Genomic DNA, 19,283 nt, shown 5'->3' with positions numbered 1-19,283 from the left:
GAAAAAATAACATTTTTAGATAGAAATCTTATCAACCTATATCATATACGCTTATCTGTGTTTAATCGGCATATCTAATACATATCCTAGTAGTAATTTGGTATGCAATAAATATTATTTTAGTATTACCCAAAAACATAAAAATGACATATAATAGGTGATATCAATTCAATAAGAGAATATGACAGATGTAGGTTGGGTTAAGGAATGAAAACCAAAATTTCAAAACCCTATGTATACGTTGGGTTTCACTTTGTTCAACCCAACCTACAGATTTGTCACATTCTGTTATTGAATTGGTATCAATATATATTTCTCTTATTTCAGTGACTTCTTGGAAGGAAAACATGGGTACCACAAATTTCACGCTACAAGGCAAAAAATTAGACACGGGGCAGGATTCAGTCGTTTCAGGAGAAAACCAAAGCCCCAGTGTGCAAGACTCTCCCAACTCTACCTCTGGAAAGCGAATATCAGTTTTAATGACTGATGAAGCTGCCGAGCTACTGCAATACCTAGCCGAAACGCAAGGTATATCTAAAAGCGAAGCTCTTAGAAAAGCTATAGCGACTGAAGCCTATTTTCTGAAAGAAAGAAAAAATGGATCTCAGATTCTGCTTCAGAAACCTAATGAGAAGATTAGGGAGGTGATTTTCAGGTAAGCACAGGGTAGATGTGGGGAGAGTAAAACCCATTTAGCTATACCTGAGAGCCATAAAATGACTGTTAACAATCTCGAAAAACAAGCACCTGCTAACCAAGTGTTAACACCTGTTGATACTCAAGATAATAAAAATACTTCTCTACTTCCTGATGAGTTAGTGGTAGTAAGTACAGTAGGTGATGAACCTGTTTCACGAGAAATAGGCGAGGAAGCATTCCTCAAACTTGTGTTAGCTCACAAAAAAGAAGACAACAAAGCCAGACTACTGTTTTTCCTGGCCGGGATATTTGCGTCCAGCTTAGTTGCTCTGATTTCTATATCCTACATTGCTTTGGACAAATCCGATAGCGTGAGGAGTTTTGTTAAAGACATTATTCCGATTGTAATCACACCACAAGCAACGCTGTTAGGAAGTGCATTTAGTGGCTATATGTTGCTAACACGGGATAAAGCTAAGAAAGATGATTAAAGATAATTAAAAATAGTGAACAACCTCTACTAAATTAACTGATGTAGGGGTTTTTCTTTGGGAAAGTTTTTAGTTTAAAATTGAGATAGCAGTAAGCAGAAATATTAGATAAAACCAAAATAAATGTTTTTCATGAAGCACAAAATATAACATGGAAGAACTACTCGAACTCAGACAACTTCTAGAACAGGGTAAAATTCCTGAAGCTTTACTGTTAGTGGATGAATTAGAAGAAATGAGCCTCAGTGATAAAATCAATAAAATTGATAGTTATGGCGTAATTCTACTCATCCATTTAATCAAACAAAAAGCCGAAAAACGTTCTACCCGTTCTTGGGAAATATCTATTGAAAATGCAGTGCGGGAAATCAATAAAATTAATAAACGCCGCAAATCTGGAGGTGTTTACTTGAATCAAACAGAATTAATGGAAATTCTCCAACAAGGATATCAAGTAGCACTGAAAAGAGCAGCTTTAGAAGCTTATGAAGGATGTTATGAAACTGAAGAATTAGCAGCTATGGTACAAGAACAAGAAATATTAACTCATGCTTTGGAATTGCTAAAAGTGGGTTAGCTAAAATTTATAACTAACCCACCTTTTATCTATGCAGTTACTTCTTCCTTAGCTGTTTGCTGTAAAGCTGCATACAGCCTATTCAGTGCATTCACATAAGCCTGAGCCGATGCCACAATGATGTCGGTATTGGCTGCATGACCGGAAAATACACGAGATTCATAACGCAAACGAATTGTGACCTCGCCTAAAGCATCAATTCCCCCTGTTACCGATTGCACAGAAAACTCAATCAACTCATTCGGTACATTGACGACTCGGTTGATGGCTTTATAAACTGCATCTACTGGACCTGTACCTATAGCCGCATCGGTTAATTCTTCCCCGTCAGGAGTGCGGAGAGTGACTGTAGCGGTGGGTTGGGCGTTGCTACCGCAGGAAACCTGCACCAACTCTACTTTAAATAAATCCGGTGCTTGTTGGATTTCGTCGTTAACAATCGCCTCTAAATCCCAATCAGAGATTTCTTTCTTTTTATCCGCTACTTCTTTAAAACGAACAAAGGCTTTATTGAGGTCATTGTCTGACAATTCAAAGCCCAACTCTTTCAAACGAGTGCGGAAGGCGTTTCTACCGGAATGTTTACCCAATACGATTTGATTGTCTGTTAAACCAATCAATTGGGCATCCATAATCTCATAAGTTAGCTTATTTTTTAACACTCCATCTTGATGAATCCCAGACTCGTGGGCAAAAGCATTAGCACCGACTATGGCTTTATTAGGTTGTACCAACATTCCTGTCAAGTTGGAAACCAAACGGGAGGTTTTATAAATTTGCTTGGTGTCAATATTAGTTAATGATTCTTCAGAATCAGCAGGTCTGCCAAAGAAGGGGTTAAAATATTGCCGTCTAACGTGCAAGGCCATTACCAATTCTTCTAGTGCGGCATTTCCGGCTCTTTCACCAATGCCATTGATGGTACATTCTAGCTGTCGTGCGCCGTTTTTCACAGCTTCCAAGAAGTTGGCCACAGCTAAACCTAAATCATTATGACCATGGACGGAAATAATGGCTTTGTCGATGTTAGGGACGTTTTCTGTAATGCCTTTAATTATTGCCCCAAATTCGCTGGGGGTAGTGTAACCTACGGTGTCAGGAATATTAACAGTTGTTGCACCAGCAGCGATCGCTCTTTCCAAAACTTGATACAAAAATTCAGGATCTGAACGTCCTGCATCTTCGGGAGAAAATTCTACATCATCGGTGAAGCTTTTGGCATAAGCGACCATTTCTTCAGCGATGGCAATCACTTCCGGCCTGGTTTTTTTCAGCTTATATTGCAGGTGAATATCAGAAGTGGCAATAAATGTATGAATTCTCCCCCGCGCTGCTGGTTTGATGGCTTCTGCTGCGGCTTTGATATCATCGTGTCTAGCTCTGGCCAAACTACAAATAATCGGTCCATTTTCTAAGCCCACAGTTTGGGCAATTTTGCTAACTGCTTCAAAATCACCCGGACTAGCAAAGGCAAAACCAGCTTCAATTACATCTACACCTAAACGGGCTAATTGTTTGGCAATAATTAGCTTTTCGTCTATGTTTAAGGTTGCTCCTGGACACTGTTCTCCATCTCGCAGTGTCGTATCAAAGATGATAATTCTGTCTGCTTGATTGCTCATTGGTTTTGGGTTGTTTAGTTTTGACTGTGGGCTTAAAATACCTTGAACTTTATTTTTTAACTCTTGGCTTTGTAAATAATTGTTAATTTTACTAAGCTTCAGTTTTTTCTATTTTCTCTCTAATATCGTTCAAGTCTATATATCTATCCGTAGCGTTACGTAGCTCTCTGGCTATCATTCCTTCTGTTGATACAACTGTAATATGCGTATTTTTGGAACGTAATAGCTCGATCGCTCTTTCAAAATCTCCATCACCACTAAATAAAACAACTCGGTCGTACTGGTCTACTGTATTAAACATATCAACAACAATTTCAATATCTAAATTCGCTTTTTGTGAGTAACGACCAGAGACATCATCATAGTATTCTTTGAGAATTTTAGTCCGTACTGTATATCCCAAACTAATGAGTGCATCTCGAAAACCGCGTTGATCTTGTGGGTCTTTTAAGCCTGTGTACCAAAAAGCATTAATTAATGTTGTCTCAGACTGTTCATTCTTAAAGTATTCTAACACTCGTCGCGGGTCAAAAAACCAGCCATTTTTTTGTTGAGCATAGAACATATTGTTTCCGTCTACGAAAATAGACAGACGATTCATTGGCGAACCCATAGAAATTTACACCTAAATAATAGATAAGAATGTAAGATGGAACAATAGATTATAGCAATTCTTAATTGTCAAGGTCGCTAATATCTATAAAAGTAGTTTTCATGTATAGCTTTTATCTTACCTCTTGTAAAGCATAAAATTGGCTAAAACATTAAATTTGAGATTCTGGGAACTGAAACTGTTGAACCTCCGACTCTTGCAAATACATCTGGTGATCAAAATCTACCAATAAAATTGACTTAGTAACAGCATTGTGATCTGTATATCCGTCAAGTTTACTCCTAAAGTGGTATAGCATAGGCTTTTGGTTAGAATTTAGGCAGATGTCCATCAATAGATTTTCTCATCAATGCTAGGGCTTTTGTTTGATAAATATCAATTCATTAGCATCTGTTAATGATTAAACTATTTTAAACCTATTTAGATGCTTTAATTATAGACAGATCAAATTTTCCTCTGCTGCTGCCCCCTTAGGTTTAGTGGAATCATAGGAATAGAATATAATCTCACCGTAACCAATTGCAAAGGTATAGCAGTTTCACTCAATAAAAAAGTTTTCCGTGGAGACAGGGTGTAGGAGGTAAGGAGCAGGGAAGATATTTTGGGATTTTTTGGTCTTATCAAAGCATATTTTAGATAAATATTGCCTTTTAAACGCTGTATTCTTTACTTTTGAGGCTCTAAGTAACTCAATAATCCATGCACAAATCCTAGTCTTTTCCCGCACCTGACACGCGATACCCAACCTCAACAGAGAAGCCTGTGATTTCCAGGGTTTTAGTTCATGCTTGTGCAACAATCATTGATGGTAATTTAGTTAAACACAAAGTTAGGCTGTACTTATATAAGGAGTGCTTGGGGGCAAATGCAGCGATGCACGTTTGGTAGTAGTTCCAGCATATTTGACAAATGTACAAGATTTTCTTTTAAGTTTGATTTCAAAATGTATATTATTGCTAAAAGTGTGTGTAAATAAATAGCAGTGTTGTACTTAAATTGTTGTACTTAAATTAACGAGTAACACAATATGGCAGAAGAACCTACATCCAGCGTAACTAAAAAATCACTCTCTGCTGCCAAAGACCAGTTAAGTAAATTTACCAAAGAAAATTTCACAGCATCCTTACATCAGTCTAAAGTGATGGTGCGCTTAGGTCATCTGCTCACCGGATCTTCGGCAATATTAGCAGCCCTGCTGAGTGCTTCTGATGGAAGTAGGGTGCAACTGTTAGAAAATCAAGCCCTAACTGCCTTTTTTCAAATTCGCGGGTCAAAGGTGGCTCCAGAAGAGATTGTGATTTTGGCAATTGATGATCAGTCTATCTCAATTCCTCAACAGTATTATAAGACAGATTCTCAACAGTACAGCTACTTACAACCACTAAAATCTTATCCTTATCAGCGTGCGGCTTATGCCCAGGTGATCACTAAGTTGATGGACGCTGGCGCGCGTTCAGTGGCTTTAGATATAGTTTTCGATACGCCAAGTAGCTATGGTGAGGCTGATGATCGCCGATTGCAGGAAGTGTTACAAAAATATGGCAATAAAGTTACTTTGGCCGCAGTCTACGAAAATTCCAACACTCGTCATGGAACAGTCGATCAACTAAAGGAACCGCAGCAAAGGTTCCGCAACGCTTCCGTGTCCATCGGTGCAGTAAATTTTGCCCTAGAAGTGGATGGTAAGATTCACCGCTTGGGTAGTGAATATTCACCCTCTTTAGCTCAAAAAAATACTTTAATACCCTCATTTGGGGAAGCGGTATTAGCAGCCGCACAAATCAAGTATCCTCAACCTAAAGGCGATCGCATTTATTTTTGGGGAACTGGAGCAACATTTCCAACCATTCCTTTGTTGGATGTTTTTGAGCCAGCAAACTGGAACAATTATTTACAGCAAGGAAAATTTTTCCAAAATAAAATTGTCCTCATTGGCGCTACATCGACGTTAATCAATGATTTTCATCCGGTAGCAATTTCTCCAAATGAACGCATGGCAGGAGTGGAAATTCATGCTAATGCGATCGCTACTTTGATGGCAAATAAATCTATCGCTACAGCAATTAAAAATCCAGTATTGCGGGGTTTATTTGTGCTGATTCTAATAGGTGGTACGGCTGTGATCATAACCAGGAAAAAACAGGGTATCCAGAGATTGCTGTTAAGTATCGCTTTAGCTAGTGTGTGGGGAGTAATCAGTTATAGTAGCTTTATCTATGCTTACTTGATGTTCCCAACAACAGTACCAATGATCGCGATCGCTCTGACTGGGCTATATTATTTAGGCACTGAAGTAGCTAAGGAAAAAATTAACAAACAAAAATTATTACTCATATTTCAGAAACACAAATCTTCGGCTGTTGTGCAGGAGATTATCAGTCAACATGATGAACTACAAGACTTTATTCAACAAAGAGATTTAGAATTGAATGGTAAAATCCTGGGCGGACGCTACAAAATTATTAAAGTTCTTGGTGCAGGTGGATTTAGTGAAACCTATATTGCTGAAGATATACAGCGTCCGGATCAACCACAATGTGTTGTCAAACAGCTAAAACCAGCCACTGTTAAACCAGAGGGTTTAGCACTTGCTAGGCGTTTATTTAGTGCAGAGGCAAAAACCCTAGAAAAATTAGGAACCCATTCCCAAATTCCTCAACTTTTAGCTTATTTTGAAGAAGATGAAGAATTTTATTTAGTACAAGAATATATACTTGGTCATCCGCTGAGTAAAGAATTAATATCAGGTAAATCTCTCAGCGAAAGTTCAGCTATTTCTCTGTTAAAAGAACTGTTAATAATATTAAGATTTGTCCATGAAAATGGCGTAATTCACAGAGATATTAAACCTGCTAATATCATCCGTCGTCATTCAGATTGGAAACTGGTATTAATTGATTTTGGTGCTGTTAAAGAAGTTAGCACCCAAATCATGGATAATCTGGAATCAACCGCTTTTACTATTGGTATTGGTACAAAAGGTTACGCACCTAACGAGCAATGTTTTGGTCGTCCTCGATATAATAGTGATATTTATGCTGTAGGGATGATTGGCATTAAAGCTGTGACTGGTATTTCTCCCCATGAGTTAAAAAGAGATCGTGATGGAGAAGTGAAATGGATGGATGAAGCAATAGTCAGCGACGAGTTAGCAGCAATTATTAATAAAATGGTTTTGGAGGATTATAAACAGCGATATAATTCTGCATTGGATGTTTTAGAGGCACTAGATAATTTACCAACTCCTCAAGATGCAAGTTTTAGTTCAGAAAAGAACTATTCCCTCAATGATTTATCTGTAGTTGATGCTGATTCTCCCACCTCACCTTGGCCGGGAGATTTGTGAGGGATATAAAATGTAGGTTGGGTTAACGACAGTGTAACCCAACAAAAGGTTTGGTAGGCAATTCTAAAGTAAATGTTTAGAAAATTGTTTTACCAGATTCATCGACCTGTAAAGGTTTGAGGTTGTAAACTTGCCATTTATTTTTTTGTATATGTAAAAAAAGCAAAGTTGATGAACCACAAAAATATGGTTTACTCCTGATTTTATATAAATCTTTACGCAAAATACCAAAGTGATGCTCTATTTGATCCGTTGTAAAGTTATATGATTCTACTGTGGGAAGAGTAGATTCCCAACCTTTAGAGGTTTTTTTGAGTAACTCTAGTTGAATAGCTTCTGGTTGTTGATGATTTTGACGCATTTGAATTTTTCCTTATCTTTATCGGTTGTCTTGCTATTCACTAGTTTGCTTTATCGTTTAAAATCTGAATAGTTGTAGTTGTGCAACTAGTTGAACGTGCAACCGTTGAACAAGGTTGAACATAAAGGAATATCCAAAGTGGTAAAAAGAGCTAAAAAGAACAAAGAAGCTGGAGAGGCTTTTAAGAAATTACTCAAAGATAAAAATTTTAGCCAATACAAACTAGAACAAGTAACTGGTATAGACAAAAGTGTTATCAGCAAAATTGTTAATGGTTATACTGCTGAACCTAAATTAGAGACTCTGGAAAAAATAGCTATTGCGTTAGGGGTAGGACTACCTCAACTAACAGAAATATTCACTTCATCAAATACGAACTCGTCTTACTCCACCACAAACCCGCAACCCCAAGAATTAGTTTCTGAGGTTTTAAAATTTAAAGATCCTGATTTTTTAGGACGTGATCAAGATATTGAAAAACTCAATAACCTAGTTAATAAAGGTGCAAAAGTTATCTTGATTAAAGCTGAGGGTGGTATTGGTAAAACAACCTTGGCTGAAAAATGGTTTAAAATTCAAGGTTTAGAATATCTAAAACTGAGTGTAGGTACGACATCTCAAAACCTCCAATCAGTAGAAGAATGGGTAAGATTGAAGTTATTAGAATATAAAGTTAATCCAGCAAATAATTTTATGACAATGCTGGAACAATTTAAAACACAATTAAAGAAACAAAAAATCGGTATTTTTATTGATAACCTTGAACCTGCGCTTAAAAATGGTGAATTCATAGAAACACATAGACTTTATGTAGATTTATTAGGAGTTCTAATTGATAAAAATATTCAAGCTATTACATTAATTACCAGTCGTGAGCAAATCTATGATCATAAAATTTCCAGTTCTCCAAATTTTCATAATTATGATTTAGAGGGATTAAACCAAGAAACATGGCAAGAATATTTTGAAAATAAAGAAATAAAAATACATAGTGATTCTCTAGATGCAATATGGCGAAATTATGGCGGTAATGCTGTGTCCATGTCACTGCTTGCTGCGGATATTTTAAAGGAATCACAAGGAGATTTAAAAGCTTACTGGAAATCTAACAGTCAGGATTTATTAAGACATCCTTCTGTAGAACAGCTTGTACAATCGCAGTTTGATAAACTCAAAAATGATCACTTTCAGGCTTATAGATTGTTGTGTCGTTTTGGTGGCTACCCTGAACAGAATATCATTTTATCAAAAACATGGTTGTTTTACTTGCTTTGGGATGTTCCAAATAATAGAAGACAAAGAATAATTGATGAACTAATATCCCGCTCTTTGCTTAAACAAAATTGTTATAACTATTTCCTAGTTCCTGTAATTCGTTCTGCTGCTATAGATAATTTTTCTCAACTAAAAGAATTAGAAGCTGAAAATTTGATTTTCTTGAAAAATCAATTTGACAACCTTGTTCATTCTGAAAAGTATCAGAAATTTTTAAGATGGATCAACAATAAATCTTTAGAAAAAGAAAAACTTAAAAATAAACCTGCGGTAAGAGCTTTATTTTTTGAAATAGATTTTATTCTACAAAATACTTTATCAAAGAGTAATACTATAAATAACAATCTTCTATTACAACTACAACTTGCTATATCTATTGATAAACAATTTAAATTTGGTTTAGAAATGATTGGAAATTTCGACTATAATTATCATGCTGATTACTTTGATTATTGGGATTATTATGATGATATAATTATCACCCCGAATCAATATCTTGATGCTTATCAAAAATTTAATATTGCTTATGTAGTAGTAGAATTACAGGAACTCATTTGGTCTATTTGCTACGAAAACTTTAATCGCTATATTCATGCTTTTTCTTTGGAAGGCGGAATAATAGATAGGCTAAAAGAACTGATAAAGCAGATACCTAATAAAAATAGTATTTTGTGGTATCAACAATTAAGAAATTTACTTATTAAATATCGAGATATTGCTCATGATTGGAATTTTACTGACGAGGAAAAATCTACTCTAATACACTACTATAATGTCAATATATTACTAGTAAGATGCTTACAAAGCGATTGTAACGCCTCCCCGGAAGTGCGATCGCACATCGAAGACACCCTACTTTTACCCATCGAAGAAATAGAAAAACACCCATTCAACAACTAACTCTCCTCCTCCTCTCTGCGCCTCTGCGTCTCTGCGTGAAACAAAATCCTTAAAAACGGCGGGTGCGGGGTTTGAACCCGCTAACCTCTTTCGAGATATCAACCAATAACCCTAAATTCATCGGCCTAAAAAGACAAGTTGCGAATAAGGGAAACCCGCCAAGAAAGATAAAGGATAAACTTGTATTTATCCCTCATCAAACAATTTACAGCAACACTTACAAATCGTCATTAGCTAACATCTGAATAATGCGAGGAATACTCGGATCAAAACCTGCCAAATCCCAAGATAAAGGATCTTGAGGATCTACTAAAGAAATACGGTATGGTGTTAAAGTCACATAAACCGCCTTCACATCAGGATTAACCTTTTTCCGGTATTCCTTCAAAGCTTGGCTAGGATGCTTATTACCCGCCCAGCTTTCCGAGTCAGTCCAAAAGCAGACCACATCAGCCTTAAACTTATTCTCAATCATCCAGTCATAAGCTACACTCGCATCAGTTCCGCCAAAGTTTTGGTTACTGGTTTTACGAACCGCAGAACTAAAACTATCCTTCGCAGTAATTTCCAAATCTTTAAACTTAGTTGAAAAACCGCGAATTTCATAGTTTTTCTCAGCTTTTGCTGTTACCAAAGCCATTGTCGTGGCAATTTCACAGCAACTCAAACCCATATCTGCAACCCAGCTACTCATAGAACCGGAAATGTCTACGGCGTGCATAAACACTTTACCAGTCGGTTCTACCACCTCAAAAGACAGTTCAACCGCTTTTTCCAAAATGTCCACAATGCGGGAAACAGGTTTCCAAGTTTTTTGGCTACGTCCTAAACTACCTCCAGACTGATAGGTTTTGAGTGCTTTCAAAACATCAATAGGATGAATTCGACCTTTTCGCAGATGTTCTTGGTTATTGAGAACTGCTTCCACACGCTGCAAATTTGCGCCTTCATCAGCCCGCAAAACCTCCAATTGAGTCAAAGAACCTAAATTCCGCAACATAGCCCCAATTGGCATTTCTTGAAAGAGCAAATTCCAAGCTTGCTTATCCATTTTGCCCACAGGTGCAGCCATTTCATGGGTTAAGCGTCCTTGAGAAATAGCTGTATGAGTTTCGCTAGGATTCCGTTTTAACCATTCATACCACCAAATCTGCGCTAAAGCATCTGATGGTATATCTGCTGGTAACTCATCCCAACCTTTGACAACCCACTCAAATAATTGACGGTGATTGTCTGTAGGTGGGTAAACGTGAAACAACCGCAAAGCGTCACGGTGAGTAAAACCTTGACGTTGTTGATATTTCAAAAGTTGATAAGCCAAACCTTTGACATCTTCCCGTGATAGCCAAGTTTTACCAGCTTCGCGGATTACTTTACCAAAACCTCGCAAAGATTTGGTGTAGTTCAACCATTCATAAAAATGGCTACCTGTGCGGACAACTTGGGGGAAAATTTCACCAAATGCTTTTTTAGCTTCTGGTGTTTCACCCATTGATAGTAATACCAAAGCTAGAATAGGCGCACTGTTATTTATTGCGCGGCCATCACTAGCATAGAGAATTTCTTCGGCTACTCGTCCAGGATTTTCCGCAACTGCTTGGGTGACAACATTAGCAAATTCTTCTGTTAATTCTTGTTTACCAGCGTAGTATGTGCTTTTTGCTGTACCTATCAACAAACACCGACGCAGCATTTTCCAAATACCAGCATCGAACATATAGCCGCCACTACGTCCTTTTATCATCTCTTTTTCCCGTCCGGGAATAGGTTGATTTTGAGGTGTAGCTGTTTTCTTTTTAGTAAAGAAGTTGTAATTCATGGCTTCTTCTCCCGGCCTTTTCAGGCAATTTTGAGATTCCACAAAGTAAATTAATACGTTGTGTCAGACTTGATACATTGCTAACTATGAAATAATTTTTGATATTTCAAGTTTTGCCTAAAACTAAGATTAATTTTTTTAATTTTTCTGCCCATGATTGATACCTTATTTCATGCCTACACACCTCTATTTATCTGGATAGGTTTAGGACTTGTATTATCTCGCTTCACCGCAGAAAATTTTCTCAAGTTGTTAGGTCAGGGACTTTACTGGGTGGGAGTTCCTCTACAACTTTTAGTATTAGCGCGTCATACAAACTCATTTGAGGGTGGACTTATCCCCGGAATAGCGATCGCAGTTTTGCTTCTGAGTTTAGTTTTAGCATTGTTAACTTGGTGGGCTTGGCAATGGTTTATAACTAATAAAATGCAATCACAAATCAAAACTGTGGATGTTCCAGTATCGGTAATTAAAGCTAGTTTAGGCAGCTTTATTCTGGCAACAATTTTAGGCAATACTGGTTTTGTCGGACTGACCCTCACACAAGTGCTAACTAGCCCAGAAAATACTGGTTTTGCAGTGTTGTTTAGTGTGACTAATAATGTATTCGGTACTTATGGAATTGCGGTTTTAATCGCCAGTTATTTTGGTCAGAGAGAAACAGAAAACCATTGGTGGGTGCAGTTGCGAGATATAGTCACAGTACCCAGTCTATGGACATTTTTGATTGGTTTAAATACCCAGTTTATCGAATTACCAACAGTGATTGAGTCAGGTTTAGAACAAGCTGTTTGGGTAGTAATTGCTTTAGCTTTGTTACTGGTTGGTTTGCGACTAGGAAAGATGAGATCATGGGGAAGTTTAGCGATCGCTTCAATTGCCAGCGCGGTTAAAGTCTTTATTGTACCTTTGCTGGTAGGATTAGGAGCAACCTATTTAGGTATAATAGGGGAACAGCGTTTAGTGCTGGTGCTAATGTCTGGCACACCTACAGGGCTTTCTGTACTGATTTTGGCGGAAGTTTATGATCTGGATCGGGATTTGTTATCTAGTAGTATTGCTTTGACTTTTGTGGGGTTATTTTTAGCACTCCCCCTTTGGCTAGTTTGGTTTAGCTAAATCTACTTATTTAGGTTCTTCGGTACTTGTTATGCTAAATTACCAATTGGGTATAAAGGGAACAGGGAACAGGGAACAGGGAACAGGGAACAGGGAACACGGGGAAGAGACAATATTTTTCCATAATGTTAAAAATTATGGTTTAGTTCCTATACATACTAAGCTTCCTGAGATTTTTTTGTCTAAATTTTGCATATTAGGTACGGAAGAACCCTTATTTACCTGATTTCAATCATCAATTACCTTGTTTCAAATCTAAGATCCAAAATCTAAAACAAATTGGGTGGCAGAGCAGGATTTGTTCGCGTAGCGTGCCGTAGGCATACCTGCAACTTCCCGCTTAAAAGGCGATAATCCTCATTCTTCGGCCTTTTCAGGCAAGGTATGAAAAAGGATATTTTAGGGGTTCTACCATTTGAACTACCTGCCACATGATGAATTTTGGATTTTAGATTGGATTTAGGCTTGGTGTAGTGGAGTGGGACTTGAACCCACAATCCCCAGAACCCGATAACCCTCAACTTTTCGGCCTTTTCAGGCAAGTTGATAAATTAAGGATTTAATCTGGTGCGTTAACCAATTTCGCTACCCACTACATAAGAAGTCAAAAGTCAAAAGTAAGATTTTAGAAATTAAAGTTTTTAATCCAAAATCTAAAATCGTTTTGAGTGTAGCGGAGCAGGAATTTAGCCTGCATCTCCGGGATTTTAACCAAGGGTATTTTAATTTACAAGATTACGATAACCCTCGATAGGTCGGCCTAAAAAGGCAAGGTGGGCGCTCTAGCAGTTGAGCTATCCGCTACGTTGAAAGCTAACTCCTTTGGGAATGTCGCTTGTATTATTAATGTAATATATGTAGTTTCAGGTGTCAAGGCTCTGGAGAAAAAATTTTCTCCGTTATCCGTTTACCTTTACCTATTACCTGTGTAAGTTCCTTTTGCCAAAAAAATTGCCGCCATTTTGCCAAGGGATACAAACAAATGTCCAAATTTTTGCCAAGATAGAAATATTATTTTGTAAAAGTTCACTTGGCAAAAATCAGCATGAGTGAAAAAACCATAGAAAATTACGGGAAGAGTTTTCTCGTTCTAATTTTGCCGATATCGTTTTTGATTGTTTTCGTTGTCAATACCTGGAAAATTTTACTGCTATTCTTGTTGCTGTTGATGGGTTTCAACCTTTGGCAGCAATATAGATGGGAAAAGTGGTGTGAGCAAGTTAACCCACTTTTCTATCAGTTGATTCGGGCAAACCAGGGAAAGATTACACCGATAGATTTGGCACTCAAGGGTAATTTTTCCGGGAATGAGGCAAAACGTTACTTGGAAGGCAAAGCCAAGGAATTTGGTGCTAGTGTACTAGACGCGGAAAGTGAGAGTCCTTCCTACTACTTTATAACTGCCAGTATTCTCGGCGACATACTTGATAGTAGTGATTCAGTAGAAAAACTTCCATCTCGACCTGTGACTACAGAAGCGCGATCGCTGTTAGCTCCACCTCCACCAACTCCACAACAGGAGAAAAAACAGGAGGAAGCAAAACCAGAATCATTACCTGAAGCCACAGATGAAGCCACCCATGAGAAACCACAAAAACCTCTGGAAGAACAGTTAGTTTTTGGTTCTTTGATCCAATCTGAACTAGCAAAACGTTTGGGTGTTTATTCCAGCACGGTTTACAAACGTCGTAATGACCCAGATTTTTCTGAGTGGTGTCGAAGCCGTGATCCAGATGGAATTGCTTGGTCTTATTCTCGTAAGTCTAGGGAGTTTTTCCCCATTGAGGAATAAGGTGTGGAGACTGGGGACTGGGGACTGGGGACTGGGGACTGGGGACTGGGGACTGGGGACTGGGGACTGGGGACTGGGGACTGGGGACTGGGTAGAAGATTTTGCCCAATCACCAATCACCAATCACCAATCACCTATTACCAATCCCTACAGCTTCACTGATGGAATTTAAGCCGTTTTCTTCGAGTTTGGTCAACAAACCGGTAAGGATGCGGCGTACCATCATTGGTCCTTCATAAATCCAGCCTGTATAAACTTGGATGAGACTAGCACCAGCTGTAATTTTTTCCCAGGCATCTTCAGCGGTAAAAATGCCACCTACACCTATGATGGGTATCTCTCCTTGGGTTTGTTGGTAAATAAACTGGATGACTTCGGTAGAACGTTGGCGCAATGGCGCACCGCTAATTCCTCCAGCTTCTTCTTGGGGTGTTTTACCAGTTTTTTCAATGATTTGGGTTTTTAGTCCCTCACGGCTAATGGTGGTGTTGGTGGCAATAATACCCGCCAATTTATAGGTTTTGGCCAGATTAATAATGTCAGCGATCGCTTCCCATTCCAAATCAGGTGCTATCTTGACAAACAAAGGCTTTTGTGTTTTATTTTCTATTTGCAATACATCCAAAATTTGACTGAGCATAGACGCGTCTTGGAGCGATCGCAATCCTGGTGTATTGGGAGAAGAAACATTAACAACAAAATAATCACCTAAATCCTTCAGTAAGCGAAAGCTTTCTAGATAATCCGCTGCCGCTGCTTCCAAGGGTGTAATTTTAGACTTACCCAAATTTATGCCTATGGGTATTGACTGAGATGGTTCTTGATTCAGCAGTGTTAATCTCGTTGCCATTGCGATCGCACCGGAATTATTAAAGCCCATGCGGTTAAGGGCAGCTTTATCTAAAGGTAAGCGAAACAAACGCGGACGAGGATTGCCTGGTTGTCTATGATAAGTAACAGTACCCAATTCAGCAAAACCAAAGCCAAAACCAGGCCAGATACTGGCACCAACTCCATCCTTATCAAACCCCGCAGCCAAACCTAATGGGTTAGGAAAATGTAACCCAAACAAATTTTGTTCTAGACGTGTATCATAGAGGCACAAAGACTGTTGTAGTCGAGAGTTCAACCATCTAGCAAGCTGATTATTGCTTGCTTTTGACAGCCAGTTCAAACTACTAATTGTCTGTTGGTGTAACCACTCTGGATCTGTTTTCACCAGAGTAAATAAAAAAGGAATAATTACTGCTTTATAAATATCCAAATTGGGTTAATATCTACCAATTATTACAATTGTTACCAGATACCAAATCCAGGATTAATCCGAATTCTTTTCAGGGCATCTTTAATAATATTACTACAACCTATGTCCACGGATAATCAGATGGGGCAGCCAAAAAAGCCAATAGCCGCTGAACAACAAATCCTGTCCCTGGGTAAAATACTCCAGACCCTTAGAGATGAAGATGATGTTCAAGTTCTGATCACAACTACTATTGGTTATTTGAAAAAACAGTTTGACTACCAATTTATTTGGCTTGGTCTTTACGACAGTGTGAGTAAAAAAATACATGGTCAGGGTGGCATAACTCCTGATGGAGAGACAAGTTATTTAAAAAGATCAGTTTTACTTAATCCAGGAAATTTAATATGCCAAGTAGTGACTGAACTCTGTCCTGTAGGCGTTGCTAATTTACGGGGAGAAGTTCGCGCACCAGAATGGCAGGAAGTTGCAGCCAAATATAATATCCAGGGAACAATTATTTTACCAATTCGCTATAAAGACAACTGTTTGGGTGTAGTTTTACTGGGTTCACAACGCTGGGGATATTTACTGACTGGAGACGCAAGAGCAAAACTGCTGATAGTCATAGGTGAACTGGGGGTAGTGCTTGATCAAAATCAAAAGCAAAGACATTCGCAGGAAAACTCTAACAACTCAACCACCGAGTCATTATTAGAACTCCTCGAAAATTTACGCTCCCTCACCCTCCTCGATAAAAAACTAGCAGCAGCGGTGGAGGCCATCGATCAATTTGTCTCTCCCTCCCGCACAAATATCTACTGGTTTGAAAGGGAAGGAAACTACTTTTGGAGTCGGATGAGCAGCCAACTGGTGAAGATAGGTCGGGAATGGAATGACCAGCGGTCTTCAGTAGGTATAACAGCACATGAGTTGAGTGATGTTTATTATGCTTTAGCAGTGAACCAACTAGTTTGGCTCACTGAATCTGGTAGCTCCCTGAAAAGTCATATCCAAGATAAGCTGTTACAACGCCTGGGCGTGCGATCGCTTCTAGCAGCGCCTATTATCTGGCAAAAAGACTTACTGGGCTTTATCTCTGTGGAAACTAGTGAACCACGAATTTGGAGTCAAGCTGATAAAAGTTTCGTTCAAGGTGCGGCTGGCTTACTTTCCTTGGTTATTCCCACCGAAAACCTAGAAAATACTATCGGACAAATTCAACAAAATCACCAACTGACTAACAAATTTTCTCAAGCTATACACAAAAAGCAAGATTTACAACAAATTTTACATCCTTGTGCAGTAGAACTTTTAGAGCGTCTTGCAGCAACGCGCTTTTTACTTTTAGAGTACGACCAGGGACGAGATATCTATCAAGTTATTTACCAAGGCGTGTTGCATAATCGCCGATTTTTTAAATTTACGCCCACTCCTCTCTCAGAGATGGATTTTAATCTATTGCAAAATGCCAAAGATGCGATAGAAATTGCCACCTTAGAGCATGATCTACGTTTATTTAGTTGGCATCCCCAATTGTTAGACAATGGTGTGCGATCGCTGTTGATTTGCAACTGCATTCAAGGTGATAAGCCGGAAGTGTTGCTGGTTATTACTCATGAGAGCAGTCACTCTTGGACAACTCTGCAAAAAGAATTATGCTGGGTTGTTAGTCAGTGTCTTGGTGTCATAGTCCGTAACCACCAGCTAAATGCTATCAGTGAAGAACAGCAAAAAATTGCCCAACTATTTAAAGAATACCCAAATACACTCATCAAATCTGAAAGTGAGAATACTGAATCAATTGCTCTCAAACAGATAGCAGATGTTTTGGAATGTCCCCTGTCTATCGTCTTAACCTGGAATCTTGGTGAAGAGCGGGCGAAAGTTATTCGCGGTGTAATTAACAATCATCACTTTGGTATTGTTGCAGATGTGCCAATTTTCGTTGAGAGAGATATTCTCATTGAGTTAGCATTGGCACATAGTAGTTACGTTATTTTCAAGGCTTATGATGTACCACCAGAAACCAAAAAATGGTTAACCATTCCTGAAAATGGTCAAGTTTTGGTCATGGCATTACGTACCACCGACGATTCTCAACCCACAGGTGTAGTTTTGCTGGCAGATTATGAAGGGGCATATTGGTCAGAACTCAACCTCAATGCAACTGTTACCCTAATTTCTCAGTTAGCTTGGTGGCAAAGTCAAAATAAAATTACCCAAAGGCTTACGGATAAGACTGAAGTATTACGAGATCTCAATTGGTACAAACATCGGCGCTTAGAGGAAATCCATAGAATGTCAGCGTCAGTGCTGACTCAGATTCGGGATTTGGGTATTCCCAGTAATGAACTGAAGCAAATGCGTTACAAGCTTTTGTTGCGGCAGTTAAATTATATTACCAACTCTATGACAGGAGTCATCAAACAGGAGCAATGGCAGTTGCATCTAAGTTGGGAAACTATGTCAGTTGCCAGTTTATTGAAGCGAACTATTGAACGAGTAGATAATTTCGCCAAGCAGCAACAACTGTGGATAGGTGTACATGGTTTGACACAACCAACGGAAGAGGCAGAATCACCCAAAAGTACCTCATTATCTGGAGAACTTATTACGGCCGCTGGTTCCTTTCCATTGGCTACAGCTGGCGACATTGTGAAAATTGAATTAGTAATCTACGAATTGTTGCTTAGTGCTTGTACCCGTTCACCAATTGGTGACAGAGTTGATATCTGGTGTCAGCGTTTAGATGAGACATTACTGGAAGTCTCAATTACAGATAATGGCACCATTGATCCACAGCTATTGGCACTGCTCAATGAAAATACATGGAAAGATGTCCTCACATCCACACACCTCAATCAACCACCAGGCTTGCATTTTTTGATTTGTCAAAACTTAATCAAACAGTTGGGAGGTCAATTGCAGATATATCAAGTACCAGATAATCGAGTCGTCAGTCGTTTAATATTGCCTCTAGCGCCTCATAATTTTGAGGGAAATACTTTGGGCAATACTTTAGGTAATACCTTTGGAAATACCTCACCATTTAGCCAGTAAGAAATACAGGTGACAGGTGACAGAGTTGAAAGTCTGTTTGTGTCTAAATTTTATCATCAGTTTATCAGAAATCTACAATCTAAAATCCGTATGGGACGTACTGTTTCTAAATCTGACTTGCCTGAAAAAATCTGTATAGTCTGTCAACGTCCCTTCACTTGGCGGAAAAAATGGCAAGATTGTTGGGATGAAGTTAAATATTGCTCAGAACGTTGTCGTCGTCGTCGTTCTGAAGCTAAAGGGGATTGCTGACTGGGGATGGGGGACTGGGAGGTTAGTAGCTAGTTACTGTTTTCTTAACTAACACTAACAAATACTCACATTTGCTCAAAATTTCCGCTCATCTGCTCTTGATGACAGAATCACAGTAAAATACTTGTATGCTACTAGGATTCAAGACCCAACTCAAAGTCAACAAGC

At 38.6% G+C, this 19,283-nt stretch carries 14 protein-coding genes and 1 tRNA gene; 9 read left to right on the top strand and 6 right to left on the bottom strand.

Annotated features, from left to right (window positions below; genetic code table 11):
• Positions 1–275: 275 nt before the first annotated feature.
• The 3 genes from H6G06_RS10795 (at position 276) to H6G06_RS10785 (ending at position 1,710) form a co-directional block, all read left to right on the top strand.
• Positions 276–662 carry a ribbon-helix-helix domain-containing protein gene (locus tag H6G06_RS10795; protein WP_242039658.1) on the top strand — a complete coding sequence of 129 codons (387 nt, stop codon included), beginning with the start codon at positions 276–278 and terminating at the stop codon, positions 660–662.
• Positions 663–719: 57 nt separating this feature from the next.
• Positions 720–1,133 (top strand): hypothetical protein, encoded by a 414-nt coding sequence (locus tag H6G06_RS10790; RefSeq protein WP_190559898.1) that lies wholly within the window; start codon positions 720–722, stop codon positions 1,131–1,133.
• 151 nt (positions 1,134–1,284) lie between these two features.
• Positions 1,285–1,710, top strand: a complete 426-nt coding sequence (locus tag H6G06_RS10785) for a DUF29 family protein (protein WP_190559896.1) — start codon at positions 1,285–1,287, stop codon at positions 1,708–1,710.
• A gap of 29 nt (positions 1,711–1,739) precedes the next feature.
• Here H6G06_RS10785 and H6G06_RS10780 read toward each other — a convergent pair whose 3' ends face one another.
• Both H6G06_RS10780 and H6G06_RS10775 read right to left on the bottom strand, forming a co-directional pair.
• Positions 1,740–3,332, bottom strand: a complete 1,593-nt coding sequence (locus H6G06_RS10780; RefSeq protein WP_190559894.1) for a 2-isopropylmalate synthase — start codon at positions 3,330–3,332, stop codon at positions 1,740–1,742.
• A 91-nt stretch (positions 3,333–3,423) separates the two neighbouring features.
• Complete coding sequence (locus tag H6G06_RS10775; protein ID WP_190559892.1) at positions 3,424–3,945, bottom strand: LabA-like NYN domain-containing protein; 522 nt, start codon at positions 3,943–3,945, stop codon at positions 3,424–3,426.
• 1,027 nt (positions 3,946–4,972) lie between these two features.
• Between H6G06_RS10775 and H6G06_RS10770 the strand changes: the two genes are divergently transcribed.
• Positions 4,973–7,291 carry a serine/threonine-protein kinase gene (locus tag H6G06_RS10770; protein WP_190559890.1) on the top strand — a complete coding sequence of 773 codons (2,319 nt, stop codon included), beginning with the start codon at positions 4,973–4,975 and terminating at the stop codon, positions 7,289–7,291.
• A gap of 76 nt (positions 7,292–7,367) precedes the next feature.
• On the opposite strand, the gene H6G06_RS10765 is transcribed toward H6G06_RS10770, so the two are convergent.
• The gene (locus H6G06_RS10765) at positions 7,368–7,652 is read right to left on the bottom strand and encodes a hypothetical protein (RefSeq protein WP_190559888.1); all 285 of its coding nucleotides are present in this window, start codon (positions 7,650–7,652) and stop codon (positions 7,368–7,370) included.
• A gap of 105 nt (positions 7,653–7,757) precedes the next feature.
• On the opposite strand from H6G06_RS10765, the gene H6G06_RS10760 reads away from it, so the two are divergent.
• Positions 7,758–9,827 carry a helix-turn-helix domain-containing protein gene (locus H6G06_RS10760; protein WP_190559886.1) on the top strand — a complete coding sequence of 690 codons (2,070 nt, stop codon included), beginning with the start codon at positions 7,758–7,760 and terminating at the stop codon, positions 9,825–9,827.
• 217 nt (positions 9,828–10,044) lie between these two features.
• Here the strand turns inward: H6G06_RS10760 and H6G06_RS10755 are convergent, their stop codons facing one another.
• Positions 10,045–11,646, bottom strand: a complete 1,602-nt coding sequence (locus H6G06_RS10755; protein ID WP_190559884.1) for a TROVE domain-containing protein — start codon at positions 11,644–11,646, stop codon at positions 10,045–10,047.
• A 153-nt stretch (positions 11,647–11,799) separates the two neighbouring features.
• Here H6G06_RS10755 and H6G06_RS10750 point away from each other — a divergent pair, with 153 nt between their 5' ends.
• Entirely contained in the window at positions 11,800–12,765 is a 966-nt protein-coding gene (locus tag H6G06_RS10750; RefSeq protein WP_190559882.1) for an AEC family transporter, read from the top strand.
• A gap of 466 nt (positions 12,766–13,231) precedes the next feature.
• Here H6G06_RS10750 and H6G06_RS10745 read toward each other — a convergent pair.
• Positions 13,232–13,361: transfer RNA gene (locus tag H6G06_RS10745), tRNA-OTHER, on the bottom strand.
• Positions 13,362–13,810: 449 nt separating this feature from the next.
• Here H6G06_RS10745 and H6G06_RS10740 point away from each other — a divergent pair.
• A complete protein-coding gene (locus H6G06_RS10740) occupies positions 13,811–14,557 on the top strand; it encodes a hypothetical protein (RefSeq protein WP_190559880.1) in 747 nt (248 codons plus the stop codon).
• Between the two features lie 130 nt (positions 14,558–14,687).
• Here H6G06_RS10740 and H6G06_RS10735 read toward each other — a convergent pair whose 3' ends face one another.
• Positions 14,688–15,821 carry a quinone-dependent dihydroorotate dehydrogenase gene (locus H6G06_RS10735; RefSeq protein ID WP_190559878.1) on the bottom strand — a complete coding sequence of 378 codons (1,134 nt, stop codon included), beginning with the start codon at positions 15,819–15,821 and terminating at the stop codon, positions 14,688–14,690.
• A gap of 102 nt (positions 15,822–15,923) precedes the next feature.
• Between H6G06_RS10735 and H6G06_RS10730 the strand changes: the two genes are divergently transcribed.
• Both H6G06_RS10730 and H6G06_RS10725 read left to right on the top strand, forming a co-directional pair.
• On the top strand, positions 15,924–18,863 hold the full coding sequence (locus tag H6G06_RS10730; protein ID WP_242039657.1) for a GAF domain-containing protein: 2,940 nt from the start codon (positions 15,924–15,926) through the stop codon (positions 18,861–18,863).
• 90 nt (positions 18,864–18,953) lie between these two features.
• A complete protein-coding gene (locus H6G06_RS10725; protein ID WP_190559876.1) occupies positions 18,954–19,115 on the top strand; it encodes a DUF2256 domain-containing protein in 162 nt (53 codons plus the stop codon).
• Positions 19,116–19,283 lie beyond the last annotated feature (168 nt).

The sequence above is a fragment of the Anabaena sphaerica FACHB-251 genome (genome assembly GCF_014696825.1).
Taxonomy (GTDB): Bacteria; Cyanobacteriota; Cyanobacteriia; order Cyanobacteriales; family Nostocaceae; genus RDYJ01.
The sequence above is the reverse complement of the archived record's forward strand: the minus strand, read 5'-3'. Positions and strand labels throughout refer to the sequence as shown.